This window comes from Pradoshia sp. Z4_20 (genome assembly GCF_058216035.1).
In genome coordinates this window covers 888781-902681 of the sequence record NZ_JBZAJD010000001.1, presented here as the reverse complement: position 1 = coordinate 902681, position 13901 = coordinate 888781, and the positions used below count along the sequence as shown (strand labels likewise).

Sequence of the window (13901 nt, the reverse complement as noted above, 5' to 3'; positions counted from 1 at the left end):
TCACACTCTGCTGCATTCAAATTTCGTACTTAATTTAAATCCTGTTCCAGTTCGTACTGTTCTGCTTTTTTTTGCTTTCGTTTATATACAAATTTTGATAGTGAAATGCTAATTTCATATAACAGCAATAACGGAACTGAAACTACAAAATCAGATAAAAATTCAGGCGGTGTAATAATAATCGCAACCACGATTAACACAAAATATGCGTATTTCCGATACTTCGCCATAATATACGGATTCAAGATACCCAAGGACGTCAAAAACATCATGACGACAGGCAATTCAAAGAGAAATGCAAACGGCAATGACATATGAATAATAAATTTCAAATATTTATCTGCCGTATAGGATGTCGTCATCACATCATTACCCAAATCTGTCAAGAAACTCATAACGATTGGAAAGATGACAAAATAGCCAAAGGATAATCCTGCTATAAACAGAAGAAATAATGCAGGTATATAGGATAATGCAATTTTTTGTTCGTGTTTCAAAAGTGCAGGTTTAATAAACAGCCAGAGTTGAATTGCTAGAACAGGTATTGTACAGGCAATAGCCACTATGGAGGCTATTGTAAAGTAAATCCACATAACATCACTAGGGCCAAGTACAATAAGCTTCTCATCTACATTACGAGTAAAAAATTTATATATGTCTTTAACGAAGAAAAAAGATACACATAAAAACAGTATAAAAGCAGTTACTGTGATGATTAACCTTGTTCTCAATTCATCAAGGTGCTCTATCATATTTAATTCTTTCTCTTCCAAACTAGAGTCACGCCTTTCTGAATCCCTTTAAAGAGGTGCAAGAATAAATTCTCACACCTCTTTTAAATAAACTATTAAATTATTTATTGATTTCTTTTTTAACATCCTTTATATCATCCACTACATCACTGGTTAAATCTTTTGTAGAATTTTTAAATTCACGTAATGTTTGACCGAAGGCCCTGCCGATTTCAGGTAGCTTCTTAGGTCCAAAGATAATCAGGACAAGCAAAAGGATTAACAGTAATCCTGGTACACCAATATTTGAAAACATTCTTTTCTCCCTCCCAAGCTGAAATGAATCTAATTCTATTATAATTGTTTTAAAGGTAAAGAAAAGTAATAATTTCATATACAAACAGAATATGTTAACTTTTACTTATTTAGGAATGCATTTTGTTATATATAAATCACCCATTCTTCTTATATTAAAAATTGATGAAGGCTGCTTCCTTTCTTTACTTCAACAAATTGGAATCCTTTATTCTCCATTCGCTGCATCAGTCCATTATAATCTTCTCTTTTTTGCAATTCGATGCCAACAAGTGCAGGACCATTGTCTTTATTATTCTTCTTCGTATATTCAAACCTGGTTATGTCATCATTTGGTCCAAGCACCTCATCGAGAAATTCTCGCAGTGCACCCGCTCGCTGTGGAAAATGAACAATGAAATGATGCAGGAGACCTTCATATTGAAGAGAGCGGTCTTTGATATCCTGCATTCTTCCAATATCATTATTACCTCCGCTTATGATGCACACGACCGTTTTTCCTACCAATTGCTCTTGATACAAATCCAGTGCTGCAACGGACATAGCTCCGGCCGGTTCAGCCACAATCGCGTGTTCATTATATAATTCCAGAATCGTGGTACATACTTTCCCTTCCGGCACAGTAACCACATCCTTAAGCAAGTCACGGCAAATAGCAAATGTTTTCTCTCCAACCTCTTTTACTGCAGCTCCATCAACAAAGGAATCAATTTGCGGAAGTTTAACCACCTGTCCCTCTTTGATCGCAGTTTGCATAGATGGTGCCCCAACTGGCTCCACACCGATACAGGCAGTATTGGGAGAGACACTTGCACTGTATGCAGCTATACCTGACATCAATCCGCCGCCGCCAACACTACCAAAAATATAGTCAACAGGTACATCCATATCCTGAAACATCTCAACAGCTACCGTACCTTGTCCTGAAATCACATTTTGATCATTAAACGGATGAATGAACGCCCTATTTTCTGCTTCCTCACATTTCCTTGCTTCTATAAATGAATCATCAAACGTATCACCAATCAGGATAATTTCCACATATTCTTTGCCAAATAACTCCACCTGATTAACTTTTTGTCTTGGAGTGGTCGTAGGCATATAGATTTTACCCTTTACCTTTAATTCATTACATGCGTAAGCAACTCCCTGAGCATGATTGCCGGCACTGGCGCATACTATGCCATTTTGCAATTCCTCTTTCGATAGATTTAGCATCGCATAAAATGCCCCACGCAATTTAAAAGAACGTACATATTGAAGGTCTTCTCTTTTCAAATAAACATTACAATGATACTTTTCTGACAACCTCTTATTTCTTTGCAAAGGAGTGTGAGCAACCTTGTCTTTTAATTGCTGATACGCAATTAAAATTTGTTCAGGTGATACTCCTTCATTTGTTTTCACCAGATGCCTCATATGCTCTCCTCCATTACTTTTATTAATTTATAAATTATAGCAGGTACGAATAATAAATCAACAGAATTTTTAGAAAAATCAATATAATAGAATTTAACTGATATACTTTTAATAATTTACAAATTAATTCCGTGTGATTAATTGGGCTACATTGATGACTTGATGAAATGCTGACCACTTTTTCAAAGCTTCAAAAAAACGACAAAACAGGTAGAATTTTCTCCACCTGTTTTGTCGTTCTAGCACTAATGATACGTATGCCTTTGATTTGATTTATGCACCCTTTAACAGATTGCTTCTTTCCTCTTTGATTCTAGTATGAATATGTTCAGCCACTGCTGTCATTCCCTCTTCTTCGTATTGTTCAGAGGTAATCGCAGGCAATATAACAAGTTTAACCTTCCCTGGCTTTATCTTATTATTGTTATTCTCAAACAAGTCCGCAGTACCTGTAATCATAAAAGGTACAATCGGCACCCTAGTATCTTTAGCAAGACGCAATGAGCCCGCTTTAAATTCACCAATCTCCTTACCTCTGTTGCGAGTACCCTCTGGAAAAATGAGAATTGAGTGGCCATCCTTTAATTTCTGTACCCCTTCTCTAATAGCCTGTATAGAAGCACGTCGATCCTTACGATCCATAAACACGCAGCCCATCACTTCCATCCAGCCAGCAACAATCGGAATTTTTTTTACTTCAATTTTTGAAATAAAGCCAAACGGCTTGGAGATACCAGCCATTAATACGGGTATATCAAAATCCCCTTCATGATTTCCTACAAATAATACTGGCCCATCCGGAATATTTTCGGCCCCTACGACTTCCAGCTCACAGCCTGAATTCTTTAAAAATCCTTTTGCCCATTTTTTCGGAATTTGTTGAATTTCCACATCGTCATGAGCATTATTTTTCTCATAAACCTTCTTCATTTTAGATAGTCCTGGTAAGCTGTACAATAAAAAGCCGCATAAATAAATAACCATATAAATTAACCGTAGCAATGTAATAAACCTCCTGTATCGAACCCTACTTGCGTATGTATTCTTTAAAATAATAATCGTATGGATTTCTTTCGTCTTTTGGTCCTTTTTCAGATGAAAGCAATTCCCATTCTTCATCATAATTTTGAACCGGGAAGAATGTATCTCCTTCAAAATGATGATCAATATATGTCAAATAGATTTTTGAAACATACGGAAGAAGCTGTTCAAATAATACTTGTCCCCCGAATATGACACATTCAGTATCGGTATCTTTTTCTATTTGAAGAATTTCATCCACTGAGTGTACGACTTTTACTCCATCAACGACCCAAGATGGATCTTTCGTTAAAACGACATTCGTTCTGCCAGGAAGAGGCTTTCCTATAGACTCAAACGTTTTCCTACCCATAATTAAAATTTTACCCATCGTGGTTTGTTTCACATGTGCCATGTCGGCAGGAATACGCCATGGAAGACTATTATTTACACCAATGACCTGGTTACGATCATGTGCTACAACTATTGAAAACATGTTATTCCCCCTTTTACTTCATCTGATTTGTGCAATGATGAAAAAATATTCCGGATCATATTCTTAGACTAATGAATCTAATAATCGTTGCAAATCTAATGCCACCTTTTTTTAAATCATTACATAAGTAATAAAACCGATCCCTAGCTTGGGAACGGCTAAATTTGCAAGGTGATCAACATTTAACCGTCTCCATTATAATTAAAAAGAAAAATTATTTATCATATACGAAGCATATCATATTCTAATTATTTTAATTATCAGTGGATTTATTTAACCAATTAAATAGCTGATTTGCTATGTCAAATTATTCACAATTTATACATGTTCACATGAATTCATAAGTATTAACACAACACCAATATTTTTCATTTTGAAATGATATAAAAATCTAAGTATTTATTGCACTATACACTATCATAACTTTGTTTCTATAATGCTTCAACAAGATTTTCAGCAACACATTTCAGGTTCTTTATCCTAATATTTTCTCTTCTATATATAATTAATTATCTCTTTAACGAATATAAGCTACTTATCGGGCTACTTCATATGAGAAGTTTTATTCATCTGTATTTAACCTTCCAATAATTGTTTCAATTATTGAACCAATTGCAGCAACACACAGAACCATCAACACAAAATTACCAACCACTGGAATAAAATAATCGAGCATTACTAGGCCTATACTAACCCATATTCCAGTACACCAATGACAACTTAGTAATTCTCCGAAAAAATGTTTGATTCCCTTTTCTTTAACCATATATAAAATTATTTCATTACCTTCTTCATCAACTTCACTGATTTCCTCAAAAAATGGCTTTCTGATAAATTCAGTGATTTTATCAAACACAAATAGGCGTGTTAATCGAAAAGCTGCTAATCCTATTATAAATATTTTCACAATATCCAACTCCATTATTAATCCCCTTTTTCTTCAATTTTTATAAATACATTTAAAAATAGGCTATATACTCAAACAACTATACTCTTATTTTCATAACCTGTTAGAGAAATGATTTCATCAAGGAGGAGAAGATATGAGCTGCGGTTCTGAATTTGAAACATCCAGTTGTATTTGTGATACTTTACTAGCTATTGTGGAAGCTCAAGATTTAGTAAAACCCGATGAAGAAACTCTTGGAAAAGGCTGCGAAAGAGCAATTAACGAATTAAATAATGGTAAACTTTTTGGAGGATACAAATATAACACGATTCCAATTATGCTTACTGTATTTAACACCGGAAAACTATTTGAGGGGCATGGAACAACTAAAAAGAAGGGAAAATGTTATTTTGTTGAATCCAAAATTTTCCGCATCGACAATGTTGATTCTGATTCTTGTTGTGCAACCTTAGAATTATTAAAGAAAAAAGATCATTTTCCAAAAGGTATAGACTCAGATGACCATCATTATGAAAATCATAAAGATGATTATAAAGATAATCATAAAGAAGATCATTATTTTGAGGAACTCGAAGGAACCGATGCTTATATTACTGTTGATTTGAAGATGTTTGGTGCAGTTACTTGCCTTTGTCCTGTAGCTATCCATCATGATTGTAAATAAACTGGCAGGTTATAATTTACTTTCATATATTTACAGCCTGGGGGTATCTCCTCAGGTTTTCTTTTTGTGTTTGATTTTTATTACCTTCACTTTTGATTCGATTTATTATCTTTAGGCTTATCCTCTTTAGGCTTATCCTTTCCTTCTGATACATCTTATGAAATTTACCTTTTTTTGATTAGGCGATAGCCAACATATTCATAAAAAGATGACCTATTTTTCAATTTCAAGAAAAATAAGGTCATTGTTATGTTTAATCTATATAATAGAAAGTTCATCAACATCATCTATGGCAATTAATCTAATTTTTTCATCTACTTTTACCTTTAAAAATTCTCCACGTTTACTCTCTATTTGCCCAACAAGGGTTTCTCCCTCAATTTTTATTTCACAGAAAGGCTTCTCCACTACTGATGGATACCTTGCTAACCTTATTAATTTCATACGAAGATCATCTTTTAGAGGATCACTTTCGACTTGAACCTCAATATTTTCATCCGACTTGAAATCTTCTTCACCTTGGCTTGTTTTTCCTATAAACAAATTTTCTGTGATATTATCAGTATCTTTTTTTAATGCTTCTTCATGCAACTTCTCTGTAAGTTCATTTTTTACAGCTGGTTCGTCCTCTTGTAGACTATATTCTTCTTGTAATTTATTATCCTCTTTTTCTTTGATACTTCCCTTACTGTGATAAACTTCCTGCATATTCTGAGCAATCAATTTACCTTTATTCACTGGTTGGATAATATAAAATATCGGTTCTTTTTTATTATTTTCCATTTCATTATCATTCATTGTTTTTCTTCCTTTCCTTAATGGGTCATTTTTATATGTATGCATATGGCCTTTGTCCTTTGACAAATTAGTTGTAACAAACAAGCCTTATCATTTAGCCTAAAGGACACATTTTCTGAGACAAGAAGTGAGGTGTGAATTGGTTTACGTCTTGTTTTTGTTATAACAGTGGTAACCTTATCTTCTTATGCTCTAAGGATAGAAACTCACCCTATCGACAAAGAAAAGCCGATTGCAAGTTAAAGCAATCGGCCTTGTTCTCTTTATTTTCTCACTTCTTCCCAGATAACCGCCTGTTCTTCATCCCCTCTAGCAATTTCTGTTGAAGGCGCAAATATTCAAGCAGTTCATCTTTGGAAAGTACCTCGAATAGTTCTAAAAAAATCGATTCACCAATCTTTTGGGCCTCGTTTAAAGCTATACATCCCTGCTCGGTAATCTTTAAATAAACAGTGCGTCGATCTCCTTCATCATATAGCCGCTCAGCCAGCTCAAAATGAACGAGTTTTGAGGCAATATGCGTGACTGCTCCTTTGGTGTAGCCAAGCATATCAGCGAGTTCACTTTGCCTTAATGTCTTGCCATCACTAAGTTCAGCCAGAACGAGTACTGCCGATACACCGATTGGATAAGAGTAACGCGACGTGAAATCCACGATGTGCTCATTGGAGACTTGTTCAATGGAATGAATTAAGTCAAATAGATTATCTTGTTCCATCATCATCACTTCTTAACGAAGCATAGTTGCTCCACCATCGACCATGATGGTTTGCCCAGTAATATATTGAGAGTCTGCGCTCGCTAGGAAGACTGCCACACGGCCGATATCTTCCTCTACATCACCGAAGCGGCCAAGCGGAATTTTATTCACAACAGCCTGGTAGTATTCCGGCTGCGCTTTTGCCCATGTACGTACGCCTTCAGAATCAGCAATCGGACTGATCAGGTTAACATTAATACCATAGCGTCCCCATTCATTAGCGGCAACACGAGTGATTCCGCGGATAGCTTCTTTCGCAGCTGCATAGGCAGCTTGTGTTTGGTCACCATTAATACCCGCTCCAGAGGCAAAGTTAATAATGTTTCCTTTTGTTTCCTTCAAATAAGGAAGGGCTGCCTGCATCAAGTAGAATGTAGGAAAGAATCCTGTTCCAAGTGACAGCTCTAAGTCCTCATGTGTAATCTCTTCAAATAATTTTTGTTTACATGCATGTGCATTATTGACTAACACATCCAGTTTGCCATACTTATCAACAACTGTTTGAATAATATTTGGTAAGTTTTCACGATCCATTAAATTAGCTTTCACAAACATGGAGTTTGGAGAGATGTCCTGCAGAATTTTTTCCGCCGCTTTGCCTGTTTCTTCATTTACATCGACAATCGCGAGGATAGCACCTTCCTTGGCCATTGCTTTCGCCATACCAAGCCCAATACCTCCCGCACCACCTGTAATAATGACAACTTTTTCTTGAAGTTTCAAAAAATCTCCCCTTTATTTTCTTATTCAACTATATTTTAACAATAAACTATTTATTAATAAACTAATACGCTTACATTTTTAATAGCTTGCTTGTTTTTTCATTTATAAAAACTTCTTCATAAAATAAAACGTGCTGGCATAATAAAAGCAAGAAAACGATATGAGCTTTCTTGCTTCATAATTAATTTGCTTTTAACATAATACACATTTACTGATTGAGCACTTTACTTACATAAGGATATCCATCCAAAGCTTAACCGCTGTAGCTGCAATGATGACTGCAAGAATCCACTGCAAAACTTTTGTATTCATTGATTTGCTCACCCTTGCTCCAAGTGGTGCAGCAATGATACTTGAGATTATCATGATCAAAGCTGGTCCATAATCAACTTGTCCTGTCAGAATCTTACCAGTGCTTCCACCGACAGAGGAAATGAATGTAACCGCAAGGCTTGTCGCGATTGTCATTCTTGTTGGTATTTTTAGAACAACAAGCATGATTGGTACAAGCATAAATCCTCCTGCTGCACCAACAATTCCTGAAGAAATCCCGACAATAAAGGCAAGAATAGCGGCGAGTGGCTTGTTAAACGTATCTTCATTAAGCGGCTGGCCATCGATTTGTTTTTTAGGAATAAACATCATAATTGCCGCGATAACGGCCAACAAAGCATATACAATATTGACAGCACTCTCTGATAAAAAAAGAGAACCATAGCTTCCTATAAAACTTCCCGCCAGGATGGATCCCCCCATATTAAGAATGAGCTGCTTGTTTAAGTAACCGCCCTTTCGATAAGCCCAGACACCCGAAATGGAGGCAAATAATACTTGGACTGCACTAATACCGGAAACTTCATGCGGACTAAATGCGGCAAGACCGAATAATGGCGGAATATATAAGAGCATCGGGTATTTGATGATTGAACCGCCAACCCCCAGCATCCCTGAGATAAAAGAACCGATGAAACCTATCATAAAAATAACTACTAAAAATAAAATATCCATATGCATTACACTCCTTTCCAATAAAAAAAGCGGACTTCCAAAGTTACGGACGTCCGCTATATTCTTATGCCTTCTGAATATAGAATTTCAGTACTCCGGCTTCTTCTGTTTGCTCTACGATGGTGTGCCCGCCAGATTTAGACCATGCGGTAAAGTCGTTCAACGCACCCTTATCTGTGGCAAGTACCTCCAGTACCTCTCCGGATTGAATTGCTGCTATTGCCTTCTTTGTTCTAACAATTGGCATTGGGCAAGCCAGCCCTTTTGCATCTAATGTTTTAGTGATTTTCATATCAATCTCTCCCTTTGTTAAATTAGCGAACTGCACAGCGGTTTGGACCAATTTCCATTTCAGTTTGTTCATCTAGTTCGGGTATAATTTTACCCATATTCACTTGACGGATTTGCTCATATGCATTTGGCTGCGGTGGCAGATTTTCTGTGACTATCTTACGGAATTCATTTTCATTATCAATATTTAAACCATGATTTTCAGTCAGCAAAGTTCTAAGCCGTTTGGCAACAGTACCGTCTTCGTTTACTTCATCCATAATCATGAAATGAGCAGGAAGGACAATTAATTCATCCGCAAGCACACGGTATCCTTCATACAATGTTTCACGTAAATCGTCCACCCAATCCTCGGCAAGACCAGCTAAATCCGGGCGCCCAATTGAATCGATGAAAAGAATATCCCCCGTAAGTAAGTAACTTCCGCCAATGACAAAAGAAGTGGAGCCGATTGTATGCCCCGGTGAGTATATAGCATTGACTTCAATCTCTGATTCGCCAAGCTTCACCGTTAACCCGTCTGTTAATGGCGTATAATTATATACAACTTCCTCAGCATCCTGCTGTGGAAGATAATACTGTGCACCTGTCTGTTCAGCAATTTGGCGCCCACCAGAGATATGATCAGCATGCAAGTGTGTGTCAAATACATGCTTGATTTTCACTCCCTTTTCTCTGGCAAAGTCGATAAATACATCCGTGAATCGGACTGCATCGATGATTGCCGCTTCCTCACCAGAGATGACCATATAGGAGAGACAGCCTTTGCCAAGGCGTACAAATTGATAGATCTCTCCTCCACCTTTCAAATCATCTACCTTTACAGGCTCAAGATGCATACTCCATGCCTTCATACCACCTTCCAAATAGGCAACAGGTCGGCCAGCCTCTAACAGCATTTCAGCAACCATGACAGATGATCCTTCTTTTGCACATACTACAAGAACTTCTTTATTCACCGGGATTTCAGAAAGAATTTCCTCTACACCATCTAGTAATTCAAAATAAGGTATATTCATATATTCAAAGCTCTTAGCCTCAATCTTCCAATCCTTAAATGCATCTTGATTACGAACATCCAAAATAAATAAGTCCTTATGTTCAATCACATATTTAGCCACATCGGTAGCTGTCCATTTCAAAACTTTCATTTTCAGTTACCTCCTGACGTGATTTTATTCGTTTCTTTTATTAATTCGCCTTTCCAATCTTTCATGCCAGGGAATACATTGAATACTTTTTGAAATCCGCTTTCGACAAGTTTGTGAGCAGCTAGTTCACTACGTCTGCCTGTACGGCAAATGACGTAAATATTTTGATTGGAATCTAGTTCACTCATTCTTTCCTCCAATTCCCCAAGAGGAATTGACTTTGCCTGAGGCACATGCCCAAAGGCATACTCGGCTTCCTCACGAACATCTAAAATGATACCCTCACTTGTTGCAAGATCTTCATTTGTTATTGTTCGTTCAAATGGTTTATCAACCTCGCTATCTGCACCACCCTTACGGATATAATGAATAAGGATTTCGCCATCTTCATTTGTACCAATATATTCATGGCCAGCTGATCCCGCCCAGGCAGCAAGATCGGCCTTTGATCCCTTATCTGTTGCCGTAATTTTCAATACCTTGCCCACAGCTAATTCTTTCATTGCTTTCTTCGTTTTCACGATAGGCATTGGGCACGCGAGTCCTTTTGCGTCCAAGTGAACATCTGCTTTGATTGACATTATGATTCCTCCTATACTCCATAGGGTATATTATTGTTTTAAAATTTTTGACCGTCTTCCCTTTCCAAACAAGCATACCTCCAACCATATTAGTTGCCTGAAATCCAATCGATTCCAGATAAGAGGCAGCATTGCCACTTCGAGCGCTTGAACGGCACACGAGAATGTATTCCTTATTTTTATCCAGTACACCAATACGGTCCTGAAGCTCACTAAGCGGAATATGGATAATGCCTTCAATATGAGCCTCAGCCACCTCTTCTAGCTCTCGTACGTCAATTAAATTTAGTAGCTTCCCTGCTTCTAAGCGTTCTTGAACTTCTCTTGCTGTAATTTCCTTCATTTAGCTCACCCTTCCTCAAATCCTTACAAGTATTAAATTAAACCTTAGAAAACTAACAGATCTAACTAACAGATCTTACTTGAATTTAAATAAACAAGTTGACTGCTCCATTTTCTGCGTCTGCAAGATAGGCGGCAACTCCTGCATAATGAACGTCATCCAGCAATTCCTCTTTTTTAAGACCCAATAAATCCATTGTCATTGTACATGAAACAAGCTTGATATCCTGTTCCCGTGCCATGTCAATCAGCTCCGTTAAGGTGAGTGCATTATGTTTATTCACGACATGCTTAATCATTTTTGGTCCCATGCCCATCATATTCATTTTAGAAAGCGCTAGTTTTTCAGCACCTCTTGGCATCATAAAGCCAAACATTTTCTCAAGGAGGCTTTTCTTTACATTCATTGGCTCCAGTTTACGTAATGCATTGATTCCCCAAAATGTATGGAAGATTGTCACTTCATGGTCATAGGCAGCCGCTCCGTTTGCAATAATATAGGCGGCCATCGCCTTATCATAATCCCCGCTGAATAAAATGATATTAGTTGATTTCTGTTCCATTGCTCCTCCTTAGAATACATATACCCCTATAGGTATTTATTATTGTAAAAAAATATAATCTTTTCCTGTTATCTGCTTTTAACGAGCAAGTTTACCGCCTGTCCAATTAATTCATTCATCTGTTCCTCATCTCCATCAATCGCACGTACACATTCAATTAAGTTTTCACTGACGACGATACCAATTGTTCGCTCTATTCCGGAACGTACCGCTGAAAGCTGGGTGATCACATCCTTACAATCCTGTCCTTCATCCATCATACGTTGTATGCCACGAAGCTGACCTTCCATTCTTCTTAATCTCACTTTCGTTTTATCATCATAATTCATTCATCATTCCCCCTCTCAGTTGTATTATATCGATATGCCCATCGTATACCCCTATGGGTAATTGGTCAATCAGAATGCTCAATAAATTCTTCACATCCTTTCATGCCCTAAAAAATTACTGACATTCTAGATTAAAAGTACCTACTTAGATTCATATTTTATATTCATTAGTTGCCATGTATTTGTTTATGTTATGGGCTTTTTAAACACTAGCAAACCGTATATTTTTAAAAAATTTGGCCATACTATGCTTAACTTTGTTTGATTTTTCAAGGAGAAATTTATGTATAGAGGTATTATATTATTGGATGAGAAATGTCCTATTATCCAAGTCCTAAATTTTGTGAAACATTGCCCATTAAAATCTGTCAATGATTTTATCTGTCAAAAAAATATAGAAATTGCAACCTTAAATCCCCATCAGCTTACCAGCTATTATACACGCCCGTTTGCCTTATATTTTGATTTAAAAAAAACCAGAAAAGATCGTAAGGTTACTTATGATTATTTAGTAATAAATCTTCACGAAGCTTTCCAAAAATTTACGGATACCTATCCGGAATATTGGAATGAAATGCAAAGTTCGTTTCACCATATCCACTTAATTAAGTGACTTAGTAACTGAGTAACCCTTTAGTCTAATCCAATTGCATCACAATATCTCTATTATTTCCACCCGATAAATGAATAGATAAGATTCGAGTACTCATTACTTTTTGAAATTATGAAACAAACTCATATCCCTGCAGTTTTATATAAAAAGGCGTACAGAATATCACTATTCTGTACGCCTTTTTGCTATCAGTTATGAGGCTGTCCGTAAGCACTCTAAATTAAACAGCAATCGGTGCTTTGATCGTTGGATACGGGTCATATCCTTCAATTTTTATTTGATCCAGATTCATATCAAAAATACTTGTAAATGAAGAGTCAATCACCAGCTCAGGAAGCGATCTTGGTTCTCTTTCCAATTGAGTCTTCACTTGTTCTACATGGTTTAAATAGATATGTGCATCACCAAGAGTATGGACAAATTCACCAACCTCCAGACCACATTCAGCTGCAATTAAATGAGTCAACAATGCATAGCTGGCAATATTAAATGGTACACCGAGGAAGATGTCTGCACTTCTTTGATACAGCTGGCAGGACAGCTTGCCGTCTGCCACATGAAACTGGAATAAACTGTGACATGGCGGCAAAGCCATAGTTGGTACATCCTCCGGATTCCATGCAGATACAATCAATCTTCTGGAAGATGGGTTTCTTTTAATTTGTTCAATCACATCTTTAAGCTGGTCAATCGTTTCACCTGTTGACGTCTTCCATTCTCTCCATTGTTTCCCATATACATTGCCAAGCTCTCCATACTTCGCCGCAAAGGCATCATCATTTAAGATTTTCTCTTTAAATAAATCCATTTGTTCCAAATATAATTGATTAAAATTTTCATCCTGTAAAGAACGAATACCAAAATCAGTCATATCAGGACCTTTATACTCTGAGCTTTCAACCCATTTTTTAAAGGCCCATTCATTCCAAATATTATTATTATGCTGTAGCAAAAACTTGATATTCGTATCTCCGTTAATAAACCACAGTAATTCACTTGCAATCAAGCGAAATGGTACTCTTTTGGTTGTTAATAATGGAAAACCATCCTTCAGATTAAATCTCATTTGGTGGCCGAATACAGAGATTGTACCTGTCCCTGTACGATCTTCTTTTTTTGTCCCGTTATTTAGAACATGCTGGCAAAGATTTAAATAGGCCTGTTCATTTTTCACCATTTGTTGATCC

General features: G+C 36.7%; 18 protein-coding genes and 1 pseudogene. 2 read left to right on the top strand and 17 right to left on the bottom strand.

What is annotated here, in order from left to right; genetic code table 11:
• Positions 1 to 29: 29 nt before the first annotated feature.
• The 6 genes from tatC to AC4BHP_RS04360 form a co-directional block, all read right to left on the bottom strand.
• Complete coding sequence (gene tatC / locus AC4BHP_RS04385; RefSeq protein WP_490551368.1) at positions 30 to 773, bottom strand: twin-arginine translocase subunit TatC; 744 nt, start codon at positions 771 to 773, stop codon at positions 30 to 32.
• A 79-nt stretch (positions 774 to 852) separates the two neighbouring features.
• Positions 853 to 1047, bottom strand: coding sequence for a twin-arginine translocase TatA/TatE family subunit (locus AC4BHP_RS04380; protein ID WP_066107160.1), 195 nt, complete (start codon positions 1045 to 1047; stop codon positions 853 to 855).
• 149 nt (positions 1048 to 1196) lie between these two features.
• Positions 1197 to 2465 (bottom strand): threonine ammonia-lyase IlvA, encoded by a 1269-nt coding sequence (gene ilvA, locus AC4BHP_RS04375; protein WP_140461575.1) that lies wholly within the window; start codon positions 2463 to 2465, stop codon positions 1197 to 1199.
• A 273-nt stretch (positions 2466 to 2738) separates the two neighbouring features.
• The gene (locus AC4BHP_RS04370; RefSeq protein ID WP_225983582.1) at positions 2739 to 3467 is read right to left on the bottom strand and encodes a lysophospholipid acyltransferase family protein; all 729 of its coding nucleotides are present in this window, start codon (positions 3465 to 3467) and stop codon (positions 2739 to 2741) included.
• A 25-nt stretch (positions 3468 to 3492) separates the two neighbouring features.
• Positions 3493 to 3981 carry a dihydrofolate reductase gene (locus tag AC4BHP_RS04365; protein ID WP_490551365.1) on the bottom strand — a complete coding sequence of 163 codons (489 nt, stop codon included), beginning with the start codon at positions 3979 to 3981 and terminating at the stop codon, positions 3493 to 3495.
• 562 nt (positions 3982 to 4543) lie between these two features.
• Positions 4544 to 4903, bottom strand: coding sequence for a DUF1360 domain-containing protein (locus AC4BHP_RS04360; RefSeq protein WP_490551363.1), 360 nt, complete (start codon positions 4901 to 4903; stop codon positions 4544 to 4546).
• A gap of 121 nt (positions 4904 to 5024) precedes the next feature.
• Here AC4BHP_RS04360 and AC4BHP_RS04355 point away from each other — a divergent pair, with 121 nt between their 5' ends.
• On the top strand, positions 5025 to 5555 hold the full coding sequence (locus tag AC4BHP_RS04355) for a CotY/CotZ family spore coat protein (protein ID WP_066107185.1): 531 nt from the start codon (positions 5025 to 5027) through the stop codon (positions 5553 to 5555).
• A 258-nt stretch (positions 5556 to 5813) separates the two neighbouring features.
• Here the strand turns inward: AC4BHP_RS04355 and AC4BHP_RS04350 are convergent, their stop codons facing one another.
• From AC4BHP_RS04350 to AC4BHP_RS04305, 10 genes and pseudogenes are all read right to left on the bottom strand, one after another.
• Positions 5814 to 6353: a hypothetical protein gene (locus tag AC4BHP_RS04350; protein WP_490551362.1), complete on the bottom strand. Its 540-nt coding sequence runs from the start codon at positions 6351 to 6353 to the stop codon at positions 5814 to 5816.
• Between the two features lie 271 nt (positions 6354 to 6624).
• Positions 6625 to 7071 (bottom strand): MarR family winged helix-turn-helix transcriptional regulator, encoded by a 447-nt coding sequence (locus tag AC4BHP_RS04345; RefSeq protein ID WP_139892006.1) that lies wholly within the window; start codon positions 7069 to 7071, stop codon positions 6625 to 6627.
• A gap of 12 nt (positions 7072 to 7083) precedes the next feature.
• On the bottom strand, positions 7084 to 7776 hold the full coding sequence (locus AC4BHP_RS04340) for an SDR family NAD(P)-dependent oxidoreductase (protein WP_395940465.1): 693 nt from the start codon (positions 7774 to 7776) through the stop codon (positions 7084 to 7086).
• Between the two features lie 288 nt (positions 7777 to 8064).
• Positions 8065 to 8844 carry a sulfite exporter TauE/SafE family protein gene (locus AC4BHP_RS04335; RefSeq protein WP_490551361.1) on the bottom strand — a complete coding sequence of 260 codons (780 nt, stop codon included), beginning with the start codon at positions 8842 to 8844 and terminating at the stop codon, positions 8065 to 8067.
• Positions 8845 to 8908: 64 nt separating this feature from the next.
• Complete coding sequence (locus AC4BHP_RS04330; RefSeq protein ID WP_066107202.1) at positions 8909 to 9136, bottom strand: sulfurtransferase TusA family protein; 228 nt, start codon at positions 9134 to 9136, stop codon at positions 8909 to 8911.
• A gap of 22 nt (positions 9137 to 9158) precedes the next feature.
• On the bottom strand, positions 9159 to 10286 hold the full coding sequence (locus tag AC4BHP_RS04325; protein ID WP_490551360.1) for an MBL fold metallo-hydrolase: 1128 nt from the start codon (positions 10284 to 10286) through the stop codon (positions 9159 to 9161).
• 2 nt (positions 10287 to 10288) lie between these two features.
• Positions 10289 to 10867 carry a sulfurtransferase TusA family protein gene (locus tag AC4BHP_RS04320; RefSeq protein ID WP_066107211.1) on the bottom strand — a complete coding sequence of 193 codons (579 nt, stop codon included), beginning with the start codon at positions 10865 to 10867 and terminating at the stop codon, positions 10289 to 10291.
• Positions 10868 to 10916: 49 nt separating this feature from the next.
• A pseudogene (locus AC4BHP_RS04315) lies at positions 10917 to 11210 on the bottom strand (rhodanese-like domain-containing protein); the annotation flags it as partial.
• An 85-nt stretch (positions 11211 to 11295) separates the two neighbouring features.
• Positions 11296 to 11772 (bottom strand): DsrE/DsrF/DrsH-like family protein, encoded by a 477-nt coding sequence (locus AC4BHP_RS04310; protein WP_490551359.1) that lies wholly within the window; start codon positions 11770 to 11772, stop codon positions 11296 to 11298.
• A gap of 68 nt (positions 11773 to 11840) precedes the next feature.
• Complete coding sequence (locus tag AC4BHP_RS04305) at positions 11841 to 12101, bottom strand: metal-sensitive transcriptional regulator (protein WP_066107222.1); 261 nt, start codon at positions 12099 to 12101, stop codon at positions 11841 to 11843.
• Positions 12102 to 12384: 283 nt separating this feature from the next.
• On the opposite strand from AC4BHP_RS04305, the gene AC4BHP_RS04300 reads away from it, so the two are divergent.
• Positions 12385 to 12714 (top strand): hypothetical protein, encoded by a 330-nt coding sequence (locus AC4BHP_RS04300; RefSeq protein WP_490551358.1) that lies wholly within the window; start codon positions 12385 to 12387, stop codon positions 12712 to 12714.
• Positions 12715 to 12934: 220 nt separating this feature from the next.
• On the opposite strand, the gene AC4BHP_RS04295 is transcribed toward AC4BHP_RS04300, so the two are convergent.
• On the bottom strand, positions 12935 to 13891 hold the full coding sequence (locus AC4BHP_RS04295; protein WP_490551357.1) for a thymidylate synthase: 957 nt from the start codon (positions 13889 to 13891) through the stop codon (positions 12935 to 12937).
• Positions 13892 to 13901: the final 10 nt, after the last annotated feature.

Bases quoted from the DNA above. Each gene is read 5' to 3' on its own strand.
- AC4BHP_RS04380 (WP_066107160.1), bottom strand. From the start codon at position 1,047: ATGTTTTCAAATATTGGTGTACCAGGATTACTGTTAATCCTTTTGCTT.
- ilvA (WP_140461575.1), bottom strand. From the start codon at position 2,465: ATGAGGCATCTGGTGAAAACAAATGAAGGAGTATCACCTGAACAAATT.
- AC4BHP_RS04365 (WP_490551365.1), bottom strand. From the start codon at position 3,981: ATGTTTTCAATAGTTGTAGCACATGATCGTAACCAGGTCATTGGTGTA.
- AC4BHP_RS04360 (WP_490551363.1), bottom strand. From the start codon at position 4,903: ATGGAGTTGGATATTGTGAAAATATTTATAATAGGATTAGCAGCTTTT.
- AC4BHP_RS04355 (WP_066107185.1), top strand. From the start codon at position 5,025: ATGAGCTGCGGTTCTGAATTTGAAACATCCAGTTGTATTTGTGATACT.
- AC4BHP_RS04350 (WP_490551362.1), bottom strand. From the start codon at position 6,353: ATGAATGATAATGAAATGGAAAATAATAAAAAAGAACCGATATTTTAT.
- AC4BHP_RS04345 (WP_139892006.1), bottom strand. From the start codon at position 7,071: ATGGAACAAGATAATCTATTTGACTTAATTCATTCCATTGAACAAGTC.
- AC4BHP_RS04340 (WP_395940465.1), bottom strand. From the start codon at position 7,776: ATGGCGAAAGCAATGGCCAAGGAAGGTGCTATCCTCGCGATTGTCGAT.
- AC4BHP_RS04335 (WP_490551361.1), bottom strand. From the start codon at position 8,844: ATGGATATTTTATTTTTAGTAGTTATTTTTATGATAGGTTTCATCGGT.
- AC4BHP_RS04330 (WP_066107202.1), bottom strand. From the start codon at position 9,136: ATGAAAATCACTAAAACATTAGATGCAAAAGGGCTGGCTTGCCCAATG.
- AC4BHP_RS04325 (WP_490551360.1), bottom strand. From the start codon at position 10,286: ATGAAAGTTTTGAAATGGACAGCTACCGATGTGGCTAAATATGTGATT.
- AC4BHP_RS04320 (WP_066107211.1), bottom strand. From the start codon at position 10,867: ATGTCAATCAAAGCAGATGTTCACTTGGACGCAAAAGGACTCGCGTGC.
- AC4BHP_RS04310 (WP_490551359.1), bottom strand. From the start codon at position 11,772: ATGGAACAGAAATCAACTAATATCATTTTATTCAGCGGGGATTATGAT.
- AC4BHP_RS04305 (WP_066107222.1), bottom strand. From the start codon at position 12,101: ATGAATTATGATGATAAAACGAAAGTGAGATTAAGAAGAATGGAAGGT.
- AC4BHP_RS04300 (WP_490551358.1), top strand. From the start codon at position 12,385: ATGTATAGAGGTATTATATTATTGGATGAGAAATGTCCTATTATCCAA.
- AC4BHP_RS04295 (WP_490551357.1), bottom strand. From the start codon at position 13,891: ATGGTGAAAAATGAACAGGCCTATTTAAATCTTTGCCAGCATGTTCTA.